At 31.8% G+C, this 19,068-nt stretch carries 21 protein-coding genes and 1 pseudogene; 7 read left to right on the top strand and 15 right to left on the bottom strand.

The features are described 5' to 3' along the window. Positions 1-183: 183 nt before the first annotated feature. Together B5X81_RS27400 and hcp are read left to right on the top strand one after the other, a co-directional pair. Positions 184-321: pseudogene (locus B5X81_RS27400) on the top strand (hypothetical protein); the annotation flags it as partial. Between the two features lie 173 nt (positions 322-494). After that, positions 495-2,138 (top strand): hydroxylamine reductase, encoded by a 1,644-nt coding sequence (gene hcp, locus B5X81_RS10625; protein WP_079492020.1) that lies wholly within the window; start codon positions 495-497, stop codon positions 2,136-2,138. A 249-nt stretch (positions 2,139-2,387) separates the two neighbouring features. Here the strand turns inward: hcp and B5X81_RS10630 are convergent, their stop codons facing one another. The 6 genes from B5X81_RS10630 to B5X81_RS10655 all read right to left on the bottom strand — a co-directional run bounded on the left by B5X81_RS10630 (position 2,388) and on the right by B5X81_RS10655 (position 7,525). Next, entirely contained in the window at positions 2,388-2,915 is a 528-nt protein-coding gene (locus tag B5X81_RS10630; RefSeq protein ID WP_244282062.1) for a hypothetical protein, read from the bottom strand. A gap of 237 nt (positions 2,916-3,152) precedes the next feature. Continuing rightward, a complete protein-coding gene (locus tag B5X81_RS10635; RefSeq protein ID WP_079491632.1) occupies positions 3,153-3,686 on the bottom strand; it encodes a CDP-alcohol phosphatidyltransferase family protein in 534 nt (177 codons plus the stop codon). A 392-nt stretch (positions 3,687-4,078) separates the two neighbouring features. Then, a complete protein-coding gene (locus B5X81_RS10640; protein WP_079491634.1) occupies positions 4,079-4,273 on the bottom strand; it encodes a YwbE family protein in 195 nt (64 codons plus the stop codon). 23 nt (positions 4,274-4,296) lie between these two features. Continuing rightward, on the bottom strand, positions 4,297-4,836 hold the full coding sequence (locus B5X81_RS10645; RefSeq protein ID WP_079491635.1) for a DUF5698 domain-containing protein: 540 nt from the start codon (positions 4,834-4,836) through the stop codon (positions 4,297-4,299). A gap of 647 nt (positions 4,837-5,483) precedes the next feature. Beyond that, positions 5,484-5,987 (bottom strand): oxidoreductase, encoded by a 504-nt coding sequence (locus tag B5X81_RS10650; RefSeq protein ID WP_330397374.1) that lies wholly within the window; start codon positions 5,985-5,987, stop codon positions 5,484-5,486. A gap of 242 nt (positions 5,988-6,229) precedes the next feature. Beyond that, positions 6,230-7,525, bottom strand: a complete 1,296-nt coding sequence (locus B5X81_RS10655; RefSeq protein ID WP_139380299.1) for an MATE family efflux transporter — start codon at positions 7,523-7,525, stop codon at positions 6,230-6,232. A 107-nt stretch (positions 7,526-7,632) separates the two neighbouring features. Between B5X81_RS10655 and B5X81_RS10660 the strand changes: the two genes are divergently transcribed. Then, entirely contained in the window at positions 7,633-8,412 is a 780-nt protein-coding gene (locus tag B5X81_RS10660) for a MerR family transcriptional regulator (RefSeq protein WP_079491637.1), read from the top strand. A 75-nt stretch (positions 8,413-8,487) separates the two neighbouring features. Here the strand turns inward: B5X81_RS10660 and B5X81_RS10665 are convergent, their stop codons facing one another. Next, positions 8,488-9,813 carry an MATE family efflux transporter gene (locus tag B5X81_RS10665; RefSeq protein ID WP_079491638.1) on the bottom strand — a complete coding sequence of 442 codons (1,326 nt, stop codon included), beginning with the start codon at positions 9,811-9,813 and terminating at the stop codon, positions 8,488-8,490. Positions 9,814-10,099: 286 nt separating this feature from the next. Between B5X81_RS10665 and B5X81_RS27810 the strand changes: the two genes are divergently transcribed. After that, positions 10,100-10,312: a hypothetical protein gene (locus tag B5X81_RS27810; protein WP_079491640.1), complete on the top strand. Its 213-nt coding sequence runs from the start codon at positions 10,100-10,102 to the stop codon at positions 10,310-10,312. Positions 10,313-10,647: 335 nt separating this feature from the next. On the opposite strand, the gene B5X81_RS27815 is transcribed toward B5X81_RS27810, so the two are convergent. The 8 genes from B5X81_RS27815 to B5X81_RS10705 all read right to left on the bottom strand — a co-directional run bounded on the left by B5X81_RS27815 (position 10,648) and on the right by B5X81_RS10705 (position 16,722). Continuing rightward, entirely contained in the window at positions 10,648-10,851 is a 204-nt protein-coding gene (locus B5X81_RS27815) for a hypothetical protein (protein ID WP_139380300.1), read from the bottom strand. A gap of 6 nt (positions 10,852-10,857) precedes the next feature. Then, complete coding sequence (locus B5X81_RS10675; RefSeq protein WP_079491641.1) at positions 10,858-11,916, bottom strand: serine hydrolase domain-containing protein; 1,059 nt, start codon at positions 11,914-11,916, stop codon at positions 10,858-10,860. Between the two features lie 275 nt (positions 11,917-12,191). Beyond that, positions 12,192-12,821 carry a DUF998 domain-containing protein gene (locus B5X81_RS10680; protein ID WP_079491643.1) on the bottom strand — a complete coding sequence of 210 codons (630 nt, stop codon included), beginning with the start codon at positions 12,819-12,821 and terminating at the stop codon, positions 12,192-12,194. 476 nt (positions 12,822-13,297) lie between these two features. Beyond that, positions 13,298-13,729: a DUF6442 family protein gene (locus B5X81_RS10685; RefSeq protein WP_079491644.1), complete on the bottom strand. Its 432-nt coding sequence runs from the start codon at positions 13,727-13,729 to the stop codon at positions 13,298-13,300. Continuing rightward, the gene (locus B5X81_RS10690) at positions 13,726-13,929 is read right to left on the bottom strand and encodes a helix-turn-helix transcriptional regulator (protein ID WP_079492025.1); all 204 of its coding nucleotides are present in this window, start codon (positions 13,927-13,929) and stop codon (positions 13,726-13,728) included. Before B5X81_RS10690 ends, B5X81_RS10685 begins: the two co-directional genes overlap by 4 nt. Before the next feature lie 144 nt (positions 13,930-14,073). Beyond that, positions 14,074-15,177 (bottom strand): C45 family autoproteolytic acyltransferase/hydolase, encoded by a 1,104-nt coding sequence (locus B5X81_RS10695; protein WP_079491646.1) that lies wholly within the window; start codon positions 15,175-15,177, stop codon positions 14,074-14,076. 94 nt (positions 15,178-15,271) lie between these two features. Further along, entirely contained in the window at positions 15,272-16,135 is an 864-nt protein-coding gene (locus B5X81_RS10700; protein ID WP_079491647.1) for an AraC family transcriptional regulator, read from the bottom strand. Between the two features lie 116 nt (positions 16,136-16,251). Beyond that, complete coding sequence (locus B5X81_RS10705) at positions 16,252-16,722, bottom strand: hypothetical protein (protein WP_079491649.1); 471 nt, start codon at positions 16,720-16,722, stop codon at positions 16,252-16,254. Between B5X81_RS10705 and B5X81_RS10710 the strand changes: the two genes are divergently transcribed. From B5X81_RS10710 to B5X81_RS10720, 3 genes are all read left to right on the top strand, one after another. Next, positions 16,714-17,229, top strand: coding sequence for a P-loop NTPase family protein (locus B5X81_RS10710; RefSeq protein WP_139380301.1), 516 nt, complete (start codon positions 16,714-16,716; stop codon positions 17,227-17,229). The two genes, B5X81_RS10705 and B5X81_RS10710, sit on opposite strands and share 9 nt — an antisense overlap. 254 nt (positions 17,230-17,483) lie before the next feature. After that, positions 17,484-17,960, top strand: coding sequence for a GNAT family N-acetyltransferase (locus B5X81_RS10715; RefSeq protein ID WP_079491652.1), 477 nt, complete (start codon positions 17,484-17,486; stop codon positions 17,958-17,960). Positions 17,961-18,243: 283 nt separating this feature from the next. After that, positions 18,244-19,047 carry a CPBP family intramembrane glutamic endopeptidase gene (locus B5X81_RS10720; RefSeq protein ID WP_079491653.1) on the top strand — a complete coding sequence of 268 codons (804 nt, stop codon included), beginning with the start codon at positions 18,244-18,246 and terminating at the stop codon, positions 19,045-19,047. The last annotated feature ends 21 nt before the right edge of the window (positions 19,048-19,068 follow it).

The raw sequence follows: 19,068 nt of genomic DNA on the forward strand, positions 1-19,068 counted from the left end.
GTCTTCTTTATGTCGGTAATACTCTCCTATATATGAAATAGACTTTTTATATTATATAACATTCTGGTAATATTTTACTTAAAGATATTATATATGTCAAACCTCATATAATAAAGATAGAGCAGTAGAAGAAGATTTATTGGCATTTAATAAAGTCTTTAAAAAGTTTATAGAGAAGAAAATGAGTATAAGAAAGTATTTATAAAAAATAATAGAGTGATTGGTGCAATAGTAATTGGAAATATAAGATATTCTTCTATCCTTAAAACAGCTATTGAAAAAGATATAGATTTAAGTGGTGTAGACTATAAAAATGTATGATTTAATGAACTATTTGAAATAATAAAAGAGAAAAAATAAGTAAAAGGATTAATCAACTTTCTTTAGTTGATGATGTGTTTATACAAATAGATACACCATATAAGCTATGTAATAAAATTAAAAATTCTATTTAGATAAAAAATTAAAGAGGTGAATAATAAGTGGAAAATGCAATGTTTTGTTATCAGTGTGAACAAACAATGGGAGGAAAGGGATGTACAAAGCATGGTGTGTGTGGAAAAACACCAGAAATAGCTAATTTGCAAGACTTATTGATATATCAATTAAAGGGTATATCATGTTATGCAAAACCTTTAATTGAAAAGGGAGAAATTATTGATAAGGAAATTGTAAAATTTGTAGAGAATAGCTTATTTACTACCCTAACAAATGTAAATTTTGATGCCGAGGTTCATGTAGAGTTATTAAAGGAATCACAAAAAATAAAACAGACGCTAAGGAGTAAAGCACCTACTGGACAATATCCTGAAGAAGCTACATACAACCTCAGTGATACTAAAGAAGCAATGCTTAAGGATGCAGTGAAAGCTGGTATTATGTATGACCAAAATCTTGATCCAGATATTCGCTCCTTAAGATGGACAATAATTTATGGATTAAAGGGTATAAGTGCTTATGGACATCAAGCAAGATATATCAATTACCATAGTGATCAAGTAGATCACTTTTACTTCAGAGCTTTAGAAGCTACTACAAATGATGATTTAACCCTTCAGGATCTTATTCGAATGACTATGAGAACTGGAGAAATGAGTATAGAAGTAATGAGAATTTTAGATGAAGCAAATACGGAAGTCTATGAAAATCCATCCCCCCATAAAGTTAATGTAAATGTTAAAAAAGGACCATTTATAATAGTATCTGGACATGATTTAAGAGATTTAGAGCAGATTCTTCAGCAAACAGAAGGAAAAGGAATCAATGTTTATACCCATGGAGAAATGTTACCATGTCATGGGTACCCAAAATTAAAGAAATACAAACATTTAGTAGGTAATTTTGGTTCAGCTTGGCAAAATCAGCAAAAGGAATTCAATGATATACCGGGAGCTATTGTAATGACAACGAATTGTTTAATGAGACCAAGAGAATCCTACAAAGACAGATTATTTACTACTAATGTTGTGGGGTGGGATGGCGTTAAGAACATTAAACTCAATCAAGATGGTACTAAGGATTTTAGTCCAGTTATAGATAAAGCATTACAGTTAGGTGGATTTAAAGAAGATGAAGAAGAAAAGGAAATTTTAGTAGGCTTTGGGCACAATGCAACCCTATCCCATGCTGAAACCATAGTAAATGCAGTGAAAAATGGAGACATTAAACATTTCTTCGTAATAGGGGGATGTGATGGTGCAAAGCCAGGAAGAAATTACTATACTGAATTTGCTCAAAAAGTTCCACAGGATTGTATAATTCTAACATTGGCTTGTGGTAAGTACAGATTTAATAAGTTAGAATTTGGAACAGTGGCAGGATTACCTAGACTATTAGATGTGGGACAGTGTAATGATGTATATTCAGCAGTTAAAATCGCATCAACACTTGCAGATGCTTTTGATACAGATGTTAATTCTCTACCACTTACTATAGTGCTGTCTTGGTATGAGCAAAAAGCAGTAGCTGATTTGTTAGCATTATTATCTCTTGGTATAAATGGAATGTACTTAGGACCAAGCTTACCAGCCTTTATATCTCCTAATGTACTACAATACTTAGTAGATACATTTAGCCTAAAACCAATAAGTACGCCAGATGATGATTTAAAGAGTTCACTTCAACAACATTATCAATAAGTATGAAAGGTACCGGGTACCCAATGTCATCAACTTAAGAAAAAAACCTTTAATGTAAAGGATTTTTTCTTAAGTTGATGACATTGACCGGGTACCACCCGATTATACCTCCAAGACTCGATACAGGGCTGTTGGCTAAACTTTACCCTGACGGGATTCGCACCCGCTAGAATGTAGCCTTGCCAGGGCGCACCGCTAAATATATTGTTTAGTTGATGGATGATGTGACAATGTGGCAATAAACTTCAGTTAACTTATCCAAGTCATTTCTGCACTGTCTAAAATCCATTTTCCGTTTTCTTTAATAATAGTACTCTTAACACCAATTGCACCTATGCCAGATCTAAATTTAGAACCCTCTATTATTACTCTATTCTCTGAAACTTGATTAACACTTTCTACTACTAATAAAACTCCTTCTATATAGTTACCATCCTTAACCATTCCCTTTTCCTTTAACGATTCAAATGACTCATCTATTACATCAACCTTATATTTCTTAAAAAAATCTAATATTCTTTTTATATCTTCATCGGTTGCATTCTCTAAAGTCTGTGTATTTATTGCTATATATTGCATATCACTATTTAGCCCTTCATCTATCGGCATACAAGAATCTAATGCTATTGTATATATGTCGCTGTAAATACTAACTTCTTCATTTACTTCTGACTCAACAACATTTTCTTTGTCTCCATTTCTATCGCTATTACTACACCCAATTGTACTTGTCACAATTAAAACAATGACTAATAATAATATTTTTTTTAACTTCATCAGATTCACCTCCATTTTATATACGAAATTCGACTAATACTCTATCATTTATTAAGACGCTTTAAATACTAAATATGTTCCAAATTCAATATAAAGAGGCAATTATAGAACACCATCTGTCACCTAACGTTCTGGTGTTGCCGATGTGGACATCATTCCTCTGTTTGTCCATGTAGGCAACACTTTGTTAAGTGATGTTGGATACGGAAATTGCCACAATACATTAAATTCTTCATTTCACTTCATAATAAATATACTTTTCTTATTTAGCTCTAATTCCTTTGATATGAGATGAATAATTAGTTCCTCAATTGCCGAGGCACTCCCAAATAGGCAAAGTATATACGTTAGTACATCTAATTGGATACGCACAAGTAATAGAGGTGATAAAAATAATAAAAATCCTGTGACCTTATTACCATAAGTGTGAAGTATTCCAAAAGTCTTATGCTTTGCAAATACTACTATCATAGAAACTACTCTTATCACTACTATAACAATAATCCAATAATAAAATTTTACAGGTATTTGTATAATAGGATATAGTATATATATCACTATAAATATCATTAATAAATCTGCTACAGAGTCTAACTTCTCTCCAATTCTACTTGTAGTATCAGTTTTCCTTGCAACATACCCATCAAGCATATCACTAATTCCACATACAGTGTATATTAAAAAAAATTCTACACTTAAAGGTCTTACTATTAATAATGTGAAGACAAGAAAAAGTCTTGTAATCGTTATGTAATTTGCTATTGTTGTCATCAAAACACCTTTTTATATAAAATTATATATCATCAATACCGTAGTATCCAATGTCACTTAACTTAGGGGTTACCAACTACGCCTATGTCGGTAATGCTCTCCTATATATGAAATAGACTTTTCATATTATATAACATTCTGGTAATATTTTACTTAAAGATATTATATATGTCAAACCTCATATAATAAAGATAGAATTGAACTCTATTTATAATCCACCGATAAATTATTCTTCTACAAAAAATCAAGACCAGGTTTCCTAGTCTACGCTAACTAAAGTTTTAGTACAGAAAACAAAATAAAGGTAAAGACTATGCTCTAGCTATCGCCAAAATCTTTCTAACATTATCATAATTCAAACTACAGTACCATCATTTATAGAATTTAAATATTTAATCTAATATTTCTTTAACTCTACCCACAATACCACTCTCAAGCATTACTTTAATACCATGAGGATGAGTATGAGAGTTGGTAAGAATTTTTTCAACTATACCTTCTGTTACTTTTCCAGAACGTTGATCTTGTTTCTGAACTATATTGACTTTTGTACCTTTTTTTATATTTTCTCGTTTAGTTCCTGACATATTCTTACCTACTTTCTTTTTGATTAAACTGCTTTTATTCTTGTAGAAGTAATTTTACCTTTAACTTTATTTAAATTCTTAATCTTTAAAGTTGGATTTATTACACCAGATTGATGCATAATATTTTCGAGCACTTTAAATTCTTTTCTGCTTATAACAACCTCTACTTTATACCTTCTCCCACCATTATTTCCACGTGCTAGGAAGTTATTAACTGTATAGCCTTCTTTCCTAAGTTTTTCTGCTATTTCAATCATCTTGCCTTTATTATTCAGAAATACATCTACTTCTAAAATACCTAGAGCAAGTCGTTCTTCAATTTTACCACCAATGTAAACTCCCAAAGTTTTCCCTAAAGCATATGCAATTGCAAAATGAAAACCTTCTGAGTTAGTTACTTTACCTAACACTGTTGCAAAAATGATAGCATCTATAAATACTAAAAAATAAACAGGATTCATTATATTCTTTGCAAGCAATATACTTTTTAATGTTGCTAAAATATTTGTAAGCGCTGTTACTAAAAACAAGCCGATAAGAGTTAATATTATATCTTGTGTCATTAAGACACCTCCTTTTTCAATTTCTAATTGTCTTTTATTTAATTAAATATGTTTATTAGCATACTAATTTTTACATTTAAGTATCAAATCACAAAAAAGCCAACATGATAGTAACATGTTAGCAATTAATCAGTATATTTTATAAATCCATCATTAATCTAAAAAAATCTACAATATACATAACTTCCGTTACTAGGGAATAACAGAGTAAGCACACATATAGTATTAAGTGAGATCAATCATGTAATTATTTATTTTAATAATTCATATTGAAAATTCAAGAATAGAATAAATATACTTTTTTATTAGATATTATTGATAATCTAATATATCCTAAGGAGGGCATCTACATTATTATAAGCCTTAGACATAAATGAAAAGCATCTTCATAGTAATTTTGAAACTATCTATAAAATTATTGCAAAAAATAATCTAACTATACATCAATTAACTTTGTGTAACAAACAAACTAACTGCTTAAGTATATCATATTTGGAAATCATATGCAAATTCTTTTTTATATCTAAGTTGTTTTAAGGTAAAAGGTACCAGGTACCGCCTGAATCTTCCGCCTGAATCTTGTCGAAGAAACATTTCATTAAAATCTGTTTTATTGAAAAATCATATTAAATCCTTTAATACTTAACTCAAAAGTTAATAAAACTATCTACGCCAGCTTCATCAAGTAACCTAACAAAAACACCTATTTCTTCTAAACAAGGACCTCCTTTACCTAAATTTGGATTTTCTTTTCTAATTGGAAACTTATAGTCAATAGGCATATCATAAAATTCTTCTCTAATCTTTTTAACAATTTTTACTGACATTTTTACTCTATTTTCTTTACTTCCTCCATATTCATCTTTTCTTTTACTAAATATGCTGAAAGTAAAACTACCCAAAAGTCTATCACCATGTATTTGAATCATATCAAATCCTGCTTGTTTGGCTCGCCTAGCTGCATTTATGAAATTAATTTGTATTTCTCTTATTTTTTCTATAGATATATCATTTATATAATCAAACATATTTTTCTTCAACAAGTTTCTTATTTCACCATTACTCATTTTATTTGAATACATTATTTTTTTTATATAATCTACATCATAATCAGGATGAAACAATTGAGCAGATATTTTACAACCATGGATATATTACTCCTCAGTTATGTGAAGACATGGCTAAAAAATCTGCATAATTTGTTCGAAAAAATGTGTCTACTATATTGACATAGTTCCATATTATACCATAATATAATGATTAACCCTAACTTTCATATCTAAGTGACAGCCCTTTTGCAAGGATGCTCTGGACTATTCTCGGTCTATAACGAATAAAAAGCCGTTGCATTTCTCGTGCAACGGCTTTATCATTATTTACAGTTACAAGTTTTTCATTGTGTCACACTCCTTTTAGAACGGCTTATCAACAGTGCAATCACAAGCACAAGTGCCTCAGCTACAATCATACCTGTCCAAATTGCTTGCTCGCCAAACAAAGCAGGCATAAGGAAAATAAAAATACTATTTGCAATAAAGCTTCTCAATACAGAAAAAATAACAGCCTGCTTTGTCCTTTTGGTTGCAAGGTAGTAAATGGTATAGACGATATTGGCAGCAGCAAAAATAAAGCATATCCCATATACTTTGATACACTCGTACCCAAGTTCGATAAGTTCTGTGCTGTTGTTAAAAATAGAAATAATGCCTTTGCCAAAACTGAGCATAATCACATAAATAATGGCTGCAAGAAAAATGTTCAGTCTTAATCCTTTGCGGAAAAAATACTGTTCCTTTTCCTTTTCACCTTCTCCAAAGCTACGACTCAAAAGTGGCTGTATACCCTGAGCAAGACCGATGAAAACTCCGACTACAACCACAAGGATATAGGAAATAACGGAAAACGCAGATACTCCAATTTCTCCAAATGCCTTTAGAACAATAAAGTTATAACACAAAATGGTGACTGGTTGGCTCATTTGCGTTATAAATTCCGGAATTCCGGTTTTAATGATCTGAAAAGCGAGGGGTTTAGATAATTTAGGAAATGCGATTATAAGTTCACCTTTTTTGCGTATAAAATGAGTGGACAAAACAAGGCAGGCGAGCACTTGTCCGAGTCCGGACGCAACAGCAGCACCCACAAGTCCCATTTTTAGCGGATAGATAAACAGCCAGTCTAAAAACACATTGCTAACAGCACCTACAATCATTCCCCAAAAGGCAAGACGAGGATTATTATCATTTCGTACAAAAGCAGAAAGAGTGGTTGAGCCACAGAAAAATATGCCAAACATAACAAAGTATTGGATATAATCGGCAGTATCTTTTAAGAGCAAATCACTTGCTCCCAAAATTTTAGCAAGATTTTCAGAAAACAAAAAGCTAATAACGGTCATTGTAAAGGAAAAAGCCAATACCATTAAAACACTTAGACGAAAAGTGTTATTTGCCTCTGCTTTTTCACCTTTTCCAAAATGGATTGAAGTAATCGTAGCTCCGCCTATGGTGATCATCATACTGACTGCTGTTAAAATAGAAATAAACGGAACTGCAATGTTGATAGCAGCCAATGCTGATGTTCCAACACCCCTTCCGACAAAAATACCGTCAACCACAAAATATAAGCCTGTTACAAGCATTGCACCGATTGATGGTATGACAAATTGATAGAATTGCTTATTTTTCAAATTAGATATCCTCCTATCCTCCCTATGGAATAAAACATCATTGTATGTTATACTTCAAATTATAAACTATGCCATAATGGCAGAGTCAATAGGGAGTGGAAAACATAATGAAAAAATATTTATCGATAGGAGAAGTAAGTAAAATTAAAGGGGTAAGTGTAAAATCCCTAAGATATTATGGTGAGCTTGGAATACTTCCTCCTATATATATTAATAAGGAAACAGGGTATCGTTACTATTCTATGGAACAGCTTGTGATTGTTGATTTGATAGTAGTGTGTTTAGATTTAGGTATTCCTTTAAAAAACTTTAGAGAATACATTACAGAAAATCAGAGTATTGATGTAGAAAAGCTATTAGCTGATGGGGAGCATATTGTATCTGAAAAGGTAAAAAAATTGAAATCTTCTATTGACTTCTTAAATACGATGTCAAAACATATTACAAGAACAAGCAAGGTGAAAGACAATACCGAAGAATTTGCGCAACATATACCTAAAAGATATTTTTTAACTGCCGATTGGAACGGAGATTTAACGGATTATAGAGAAATCAGCACCAAATATACTGAACTTTTTAGGCAGTGCAATAAGTTAAATATGCCAGATACTTTTAATCAAGGTGTATTCTTTGAAAAGCAGAACGAAAAAATCATATCTAAAGTATTCTTGGAAATTCCTTGCCCCTCTTCTGATATAACCAATTTGCATATTGTCGAGGAAGGAAATTTTATTTGCAGAGTTCTAAAAGACGATGAGTTATCTGCTCATTTAGATGATGATTTTAAGGGTATATTTATCATTAAAGAACTATTCGATTTGAAGATTGAGCCGCAGGTAGGTTTACTTGAAATTCAGAAATATGCAAAGGATAACAATTATACTTAAAGGTACCGGGTACCGCCCGAATTATGCATCGTCTCTAAAGCTATATGCACCTAAACCAATGAATCCAAAATACAGTTAAGCTGTTTGCTTACTTAGTGAGAGTTTTCTTCTTTTCTTTGTCAAGTATATTGCAAGAATTGTTACAAAGAGTTCAGTAAACACAAATGCTAACCAAACACCAGTCATATCTAAAATTTTACTTAATACAAGTACCATGGGAACAATTATCACAAGTCCTCTTGCAATTGTAATGAAGAATGCATCCCTTGCGTTTTCTGTGGCACTAAAAAACATAGCTGTTACTATATTAATCCCGACAAAGAAAAATCCTATAAAGTAAATTTTTAAACCAGTTTCTGCAATTCGAGCAATACCTATATTATTGTCACTGTTAAATATGTGAATTATGCTGTCGGAATATAATATGACACACATATATATTATTGTTGCTATTACTCCAGATATCAATAAAGCATATTTACGTACTTTTCTTACCATGTGATATTTTCTCAATCCATAATATTTACTGGTAAGAGGTTGTATTCCCTGAGCTAATCCAGTAAACACAGCTATTCCTACAAGAGTTAAATTGGCAACTATTCCATAAGCAGCTACCCCTAAGTTCCCCTCAATTCCCAAAATAACCAAATTAAATGTTATCAGAACAACTGCAGATGAAATCTCGATAATAAATGCAGATAAACCTAATCTAAATATATCTGGAATAAAATCCCATTGCAGCTTACTTTTCAAGAAAGCAAATACATTTTTCTTATTAACAAAATGAAATAATAATATACAGATACTGATTATCGGAGCAAGACCTGTTGCAAAAGCAGCCCCAAACATTCCCATTCCAAGAGGGAACATAAACACATAGTCTAAAACAACATTTGAAAAGCTTCCTACCAACATCGCAATCATTGATAAATTTGGATTGTTATCGTTACGAACAAAAGCAAGAACTACATTATTTAAAATAAAAAACGGTGCGAAAGAAAGTATTGTTGTCAAATATGTTTTTGTAAGGGGTAGTGTCAATGTATCAGCCCCTAGAGCTAAAGCTAAATGTTTTGCTTCGAATAAACCTATGATAACAAATATCACTCCTATCATAACGCCTAACTTGATAGCTGAAGAAAACACTACACTGGCTTTTTTATCTTTATTCTGGGATTTTAATATACTGAATCTAGTAGCTCCTCCGATTCCAATCATTAGACCCATTCCATGAATCACACTATAGATCGATATAGAAAGATTTAGTGCTGCAATTCCCGTTAAGCCTAATGCTTTTGAGACAAAATATGTGTCGGCCAAAATGTAAAAAGAAAGACCAATCATACCCAGTATATTTAAACTGACATACTTTGCAAAGTTTCTTAATAAAGAATTTTCCATTTTATACCTCTCCTTTCAAAATAAAAAAAGGCGTTCCGACAACATTCCTTCTAAGACCTAATGGAATGTTTCAGAACACCTTAAACTCTTTACCCGGTGGCAAAGTTTAAGTTCTAATTATTAATATCCAATAAATTATATTGTATTCTCAACGAATTGTCAATACAATTCCAGTAAAAATAATTACCAAAGTGTCCTACTATATTGCGGTTAAATTTATAGACAAAACTTTAAAGCTTAAATATTGTATTAAAGGTACAGGCCGAATCTAAATTTATAAAGCAGCTTGAAGAATTATCCTATTTATCAATTCAAATATCAAATAATAAATAATAGTATAGTGCTTGATAGAACAAATAGAAGTATTAGTAAAAATGAAATAGAAAAAGCTTTGGCTTTTGTAGCATTAGAAAATACAGTACCCCTACAACACTTACAGGCACCTTCCTATATCTATGCCATATTAATAGATGATAGAATAAAACAATCAGATCGGTAGACAAACAGCCACTATTTAAAATAACTAAAATCTGAAAATTAATAAAAAGAACGTTCAGTCCAACAAGAATTTAGAAAAAACTTAATCTTGAAAGCTTCTAGCTTCTAACTCATTGCCTAAGGCATCCATGCCTCAGGTCGCTGAACTGACGTCCCGTCAATTTCACGAATTTTTCTAAAATCTCTCAGATAGTTTTCTTTCTAAATTCTTGAAATCATCCTCTTTTCTTTTTATTAATCTTCTTAGTAACATATCTATATATTAATTTATATTAATTTAAGATTCTTTTTTAATTGCAAAGTCATCTATACAAACCTTTCTAATTTTAGTTTTATTTAGCACTTGACTCTGTTTGATTTTACGTAAATATATATAGTTTCATCTTTTATTTTATAATTTATATATTCTAAATTCTTATCTAATGATTTTACTAGCTCATCCACTTCATTTCCTCCCAAATAAAATAATATAACTATCCCATATAATAGTTTTTTTACTATGTCAACTAACTTTGGAAAGAACCAGTTTTTCCTTGACACTAACACTTACAATACAGATTTGATTATTTTCATCATCGCATTACCCGCTAACCTATGTCCTTTTCCGTTTATCTGATTAGTGGTACCACAGAAGTATAGATCTGTTTGAGCATTATAAAAAGCAAAAGAACCCGTTTGTCCCCAAAAACCTACTATTTCTTTAATTGGTTTAAATGGTGACACGATTCTTGGTGTCCATAATTTTTCTAAACCTATTCCAAAGTAAAACAGTCCTGGCGGTGGCAGAATTAAATTCCACTGCTTTAAATCATTGATTCTTTCCTTTGGGAAGAAACGCCCATTGAAAAATTCTTTTAAAAAGATCATTACCTCATCAACTGTTGAAACAATGCCCCCTTCCACCGTTACTGATGCTATGTATTGAGGTAGCCATAATTGTTGGGATTTATAGTAGAAAGGTACAGGTGAATTATCATCGATATCACTATATGCATAGGTATTAGATAAATTCAATTTAGAAAATATATAGTCATGAAAAACTTCACCGATATTTTTCCCTGTCACATTTTCTATGATTCTACCCAGGAGTTGGTAGTTCGAATCAGAATACGCTGCTTTCCCTTTAGCCCCTGGCTTAAAATCAGGTCTAAGATTCTTTATTAATCCAATTGTTTTATCCAAATGCCAGGCTTCATCATTACCATCCATTAGTTCATCAGAAACAGTTCTACCATTAGCTTGCTTATGAAAGAAATAGTCAGGTAAACCCGATGCATTACAAATTAAATGAACAATAGTAATCTCATTAGAATAATCCACACCCTTTAAAACATGAAGTCCTTCACAAAAGTAATCAGGTAAATACTTAGAGATTTTATCATTTAGTTCTATACGATTCTCCTCAATAAGTTGCATCACTACTGCTGTAACATAAAGTTTAGTGACACTTGCAATAAAGAATCTGCTATCCTTTTGCATATTACCAACTGCCCCAGTCCAAGAGAAACTCCTGTCACCATTTTCAACGCACAAAACAGCACTAAAAATCCTTTTATTGTCAACCATTTTATTAAGTAAATCATTGAGTAATTTCTCATTAACCATCCTTTTTCTCATCTCCTCAATTCACTTAATTTTCAAAATACTAAATACAGATGTTTTGCTTGAGTCTAACGAGTAGGGTTTTGAGTGCATAATTAATTTACCCTTGAAAAGCCCTTAATTTTAAGGGTAAATTATATCTTTGCTATATAGTTATATCTCAATTTCAGATGCAATCATGTTGTATTGAAAGGTACCGGGTACCGCCCGAATTTTTGACGTTCCCCACGGAAGTTACCAATAGCCATTAACTATATATGTTAATTATAACTTTATGTTTATATATGTTTCAATGCAATCAATAATAATGGCATATACATACTTGCCAACAACAATCGTTGCCAAAGTCCACTAAAACCAATTATAGAATTCTGAAAAGCTTCTTTTTCAGACATAATAAAGAGTACAAAAAGAACTATACTTAATATGAAAAACGCAATTGAAACTATGCCAATAATGCTGTCATATTCTTTAAAGGATATTAAACCAACTACTAAAGGAATGAAAGTTAAACCTAGAAAACCTAAACCTGCTCCAATTCCATGAATTTTGGATGTTATTGTTTCAATCTCTTTACCTTCATTGACACTAAATATCCCGGATATTATTCCTGCACCTATTCCAAAAATAAATAATATTATTAATCCTGCACTTGCATAATTTTTTGATACCCCAGAATACACAATATAAAAATTTACTGCCGATATACATATTAAAATTCCTAGAATGATTAACCAAACATTATAAAATAAAGCTACTGGACTTTTAGGGTTTCCAAGAACACTCATAACTTGTTTTGTATTACTATAGCCAGGATTAAAAAAAGCTAAAACATATGCAACAACAAAATCTCCAATTATCGCTATTATTAATAGTATCCAACTCAATTTAGAACCCCATAAACTCATAAACTTCACCTCTTCCTTTTAATAATCTAGTGGGGGATGTCTTATAACGTTGGCATTGGCGACTACTTTATGTCATCAATACTCTACTATATATGAAATAGACTTTTTATATTATATAACATTCTGGTAATATTTTACTTAAAGATATTATATCTGTCAAATCTCATATAATAAAGATAGAATTTAACTCTATTTATAATCCACCGATAAATTATTCTTCTACAAAAAATTAGGACTAGGTTTCCTGGTCTACGCTAACTAAAGTTTTAACTTAAAAAAGTAGAGCCTAAGCCATACCCCTATCTCTAAATTATTATTTTACTCTTCAAATAACTACATTAAAATATTTAACTTATCAATCTCATTATAAACATCGATGTAACTAGCCCTATAAACTATTAAACAAATGCTTAATTACTGTTATTGTATCTTTATCGCTATAATACTTTGCATCATTGTAAATAAGGTTCTTTCATCTACATCTCTTTATTATATTTATAAAGATAATAAAGTCCATACACGATAACGAAAAGATAGGCTGCAACTAAAAGAAGAATAGCCATTGTATCAACTCCCATTAAAGCAAAGGAAAGCATTAAAGCTCCAAAAATAAATATCATACTATCGTAGGCTTTTGCTTTCGCAAGATTACTAATGGCAATATTCCGTTCATCCTTTTTATTAATTTCTAATTGTTTAACGATATCAGGATTATTTTTCATTACTTTTCGACTGATAATATTTCCCATTCTTTGACCAAAAATACCACAACCGAGGCCGATAAAAACATAGGGCAATGCTTTCATTATCCCTTGTGGTTCTACAGTAGTTTTTATAAGAAACAAACCTATCACAAATAATAATGCACCTAAAAATACCAAAAAGTATGATGAACTTTTATTTTTCATTTTGATTCCTCCTCATAGATAAAGATTTCTTCAATACTCATATTAAAATATCTTGCAATTTTAAATGCCAATATAATTGATGGATTATATCTTCCATTTTCAAGTGAGCCAATTGTTTGCCTTGAGACTTCAAGTGCCACTGCCAACTCTTCTTGCTTTATGCCTCGCTGTTTCCGTATTTCACCTAACCGATTTTTCACAAGCACACTCCTTCCTATGGAAAGTATGCTTTCCATAGTTAAATGATAATACACTATCTCAATAATGTCAAGTTTACTTTCCATAAAATTAGCAGGTCAAAATTTTGACCTGCTTGTTATAATATAGTTCTAGTATGTGATTGTTTATAAATTGACCCTATCAAAAAACCTTGGATCCGCAGATTCTCTTTCATATCGCTTTTCCAAGGTCTGATCCTTAAAGGTTGTTCCTATCCGATATTCTTCCCACCCATTATCTTCTTGTCCAAACCAACAAATTTGGTAAGAACGATTAATTGTATCCATGACTACGGATTTAATGGTTCCAAACCATTCATGGTAATAATAGGTGGTCATTCCCTCAGGATACTTAGTTAAGAAAAGCTTTTTAATCTGATCCTCTTCCAGACTTTCTTTTCCTTCCATAAAACGTTCTAACGTATGGAAGCGAACCAAAGAATTTCTCATTGCAAAAGGTTCAAATTTCTGAAAAGAAGGAATAACAATATGGTTGGTTCCCCATAAATACTTTTTCTCACTCTCAGAAGAAATCCTTTCAAAAGAAAATTCCCCATCCATCGTCTCTACAATACTTCCATTCCCCTTAGCATCTGCTAAATAGAGATTGATATTGTAGGCAATGGGCATCTTTTCCACTAGCTTCATGGCCTCTTCCACGTCCTTACAGTTTTCAAGGAGACTTCTTATGACAGCCCAGAACTGGAGTCCTTTTATTTTTGGAGGACGCATACCTTCCAAATTGCTTACAGGAAATCCACAAGAGGACATTGATACGGCAAGACCACATTCATTAATACCTTCCGTTCTTCCAAAGAGTGCAACGCTTCCTCCAATATGTGCGTACTTGCCTTTTACTCTTGTTTCGCATAGCATAAGATCCTCATCTTCTATACTAAACTCATAATTTCTTATAAGTCTCGTATGTCCATCCTTCATAAGACTTCCTTCAATAATAAGACCAGAACAGCGAGGGATTAGGTATGTCATCCAAGTATAAGCAATGTCACTTAAGGGAATATTGCATGCCTTTCCGTATCCCTCTAGCTCTTCAATAAGACCTGGACAATAAGTTTTATAAAGCTCCATTGCTTCTTCTAATTCAGTCTTGGTAAAATATTTTGGTGACGGCAGAGCTACACTTCGATTTTTTGTCTTTCTTGCCACCTGCCTTCCAATTTCTTCGTAACTTCCTTCTAATTTAAGATAAGATACATGTTGTATTTCCATAGAATCATTCCTTTCTTTTTTGTAGGTCTATTCTATACCACAAAAGGTATCCTATCCTGTCATTTTCAGCTTTTATTTGTCCTTTTATTTTAGCTTATTTTTCAGTTCGTTTCTTTACTGGAATCCAAATTTCACTTTTGTAATTTAAATCTTGAATATCTCCTTTTTCATAAATCTCTATGTTGTATCCTGAAGCGATTTCATAATCCTCATTTTCCGGAAGCCACTGATTATAAATTCTAGCATTTAACGATTGTAAAGTTTCTGGCATTGGACCTATACAACGAAATTTTGCCCAAGTAAAAGCCGGAATCTTAATAACCTTCAATCCTTCTTGAATAAGATTTTCTTTAAAGTCTCCTGCAATGAGATAGTAAAAATTTTTACTGTCAAATCCTTCAGCAATACTTACACCATATTTCCCCATATTCCATCGGTCAGCTTCTTTCCTGAAACACCATTTATTTTTCCATTGTTGCCAAAATAAAGGTATTTGATTAAAAGCTTCTTCATAGGGAAACATACGCCCAATACCAGCTACCTCAAAAGCCTCCATGGACTCAATGCTATATTCCATCTGCTCTCCACCTTTTACAGATATGCTTATTTGCAAAGGATAAAATGGCTTAATTTTATAAGGTTCCTTTTTTATTTGCATTGGAGACAACCCATGAAAACGGCTAAATGCCTTAGTAAAACTTTCTGGGGTATCATATCCATACCGATAAGCTAGTTCAATGACCTTTTTTTCTGTCTTAACTAAATCAAGTGCTGCAAGATACAAACGCCGATTCCTTACATATTCTCCTATGGTATAACCCGTTATAAGCTTAAATGCTTTTTGAAAGTAAAAAGGGGAAATATTGACGTGATGGGCCACATTCTCCAGTCTACAGTCTGAAATCAGATGCTTTTCCATATAATAAATGGATTCCTTCAGTGCTTTTATCCATTCCAATTCCATCACCTCTTGATAGGATTATAGCAAATATTTTCTGATGATTACAAGCATTTTCCTTAAAAGAAAGGTACCAGGTACCACCCAATTCCTGTTCCTTGTCTTTACTTTGACATTTAATGCTTAGATGCAAACCGTCTTAAAAGATGTTTATATAGTGTATCTGATTTGTATAGGTACCATACATGAAACCAACCTAAACCAATTGCATAAATACCGAGTAATTTCATTAAAACATAGCCTTCTTCATCTGATTGAATTTGACTAAATAACCAAAATCCTAAAATGTTCAAAATAACATTGGCAACATGAAACATAATTTCATAGCTATGTTTTACTCTAATATCACCTACTAGATAGATGCCATCATGTTGCTGCTTTACATTTCCTACAAACTCATGAGCAGTACCATATCTTTCACGAGTGCTTAGTTTAAATGACCCATTCTCATTCATTTTACCAACAATTTCTTTAAGAAAATGCCATTTCCCCCAAAACGTATCTTCTTTCATCTCTCCACAACTATTTATACACTCTTCAATAGATTTATATTTTGTTTTTATTTTTGTATTTTTTCTATGAGCCATATTACTTACCTCCATTATCTGTTAAAGGTACCTGGTACCTTTCAATCTATTGTTGGTAATAATGGTAGCGGAAAAAGTTTTTTATCTAAAGAATTATCTGTTATAACCGATTTGCCACTCGTTCATCTTGATGTGGAGTTTTGGCGTCCTAACTGGGAAAAGCCACCCAAAGAAGAATGGATAAAGAAGCAAACAGAACTTATATCAAAGGAAAAATGGATTATTGATGGCAATCATACTGACACAATGGAGTTGCGATTTAAAGCAGCGGACATAGTTATATTTCTTGATATAAACCGTTTTGTATGTTTGGTTAGCATATTTATAAGATGCGGCAAAAAGCGTTCAGATATGCCACAATATCTTGAGGAAAAATTGGATATGGGATTTTTTCAATTATGTAAAAGTCTATGGAGTTTTTCTAAAACACGTAAACGTATTATAATGGATTTAAATAAAAAATATCTTGATAAACCGTTTTTTGTCATTAAGAGCAGAAAAAAATGAAAAAGTTGTTAAATCAATGGAAAGATGAAAAAGCTAAACATATCAATCCTGCATTATAAGCATAACACGAAGTAAGTTTGGCTCGCAATCATTATATATGGCAAAATAAGTGGCATACGGAAGGAGAAGTTTAAGGGGCTCACAGCCATAAGCGACTTCCTATAGAGCTGGAAAGCATCTCGAACACGACCCGTTAGATGAAATTTTCAGCTACATTGTAGAAATAGTAAATAATATAGAAATGAGGGTTTATAGTGGAAATAAGAAAATACTGTCATGGAGAAGAGTCTCAACTGATGGATATCTTCGTATCATCAATTAGAAAGAATGCAAAAAGTTTTTATAGTGAAATACAATTAGAATCATGGGCACCTGATAACATGAATTCTGAAAAATGGAAAGAAAAGATTCAAAGAATTAATCCATATGTAATAGTTGATAAAGATATGATACTGGGATACGCAGATTTACAAGATAATGGTTATATAGATCATTTTTTTATACGTGGTGGTTATTCTGGAAGAGGAATTGGAAAGCTACTAATGAGTCATATTATAGAAGAAGCTAAGAGAAAAAAAATATTGGAGTTAACGTCGGATGTTAGTTTAGCTGCACAAGCCTTCTTCGAAAAGTTCGGATTTAATATTGTTAAGCGTAAAAGTGTTCAAATTAGGGGAATAGAATTAGAAAATGCATTAATGAGTAAGAAAATGACTGAGGAGTGTATTTAATACAAAATACAAAATTAGCATATCCGCTGAAAACTTCATCTAAACGCCAGTTAGGGATATGCCTTCATGAGGATAAGGTATTACGAGAGATTGGATAATTAATGAAGATGCTATTAAAAGTGAAATATGGACAAGACACGATCGCGAACTGCTGGAACGTTATATAAAACTTTTTTGATAGGTAGTTAGGGCAATACTAATGGGTCTTTTTGATAAGAGTTTCTAGATTGAATTGAAATAGAGTTAAAAAAATATCGATTAAATATTAGGAAGGAGCTAGTATATGAAGAAAGAATTGAGATTTTTTTATATATTCTTAATTGCAATATGTACAATATCATATTCTATCTCTATACTTGTAACACAATTGGGTATATTAGTTTTTGGAACTCCTATTTTTATGTTAATATATGGTGTGGCAGGATATTCTCCAGCTATTGCAGCATACTTTACAATTAAAAGATACGGTGGTCAAAAGAATGAATTAAAATTATTTATGAGAAGTATTATAAACATGAAACAAAGTGTTCCTATGTATGTATACACAATTTGTACTCCGATTATTTTGTGGATTACAGCATACATAGTTTACAGAACAATAGGAGGAGAGGGAGATCTATTACTATTTCGTAAGCCTATTTATTCATTAATTTGGCTGGTACCTGTAATGATTATAGGTGGAGGAATTGAAGAAATAGGATGGAGAGGCTATTTGTTACCAAAGCTTTTAGAAAAGTTTTCACCTACTCTTAGCACTTTATTAATTGGTGGCGTTTGGGCTATTTGGCATCTTCCAATGTGGCTTGTTGTAGGCGCTCCACAGCAAAATTTTGAGTTTATAACTTTTGCCATAAGTTGTATGGCTACATCATTTATCATGACTCCTCTTTACTGTAAGACAAGAAGTATTTGGTTATGTATATTACTTCACTCAATGGTTAATGCTTGTTTTTATGTATTTACTGTTGCCATAGATAGTAATTATCTCACGTCGATAACAACATTATTTATGGCTATTGTGTTATTTTATATATCTATGAACATATTTGAAATAAAGAAAAGAAATATAATGGTTGAGGAAAACTGAGTAAATCAAAAAGTCATCAGA

This window comes from Maledivibacter halophilus (assembly GCF_900167445.1).
Classification (GTDB): domain Bacteria; phylum Bacillota; class Clostridia; order Peptostreptococcales; family Caminicellaceae; genus Maledivibacter; species Maledivibacter halophilus.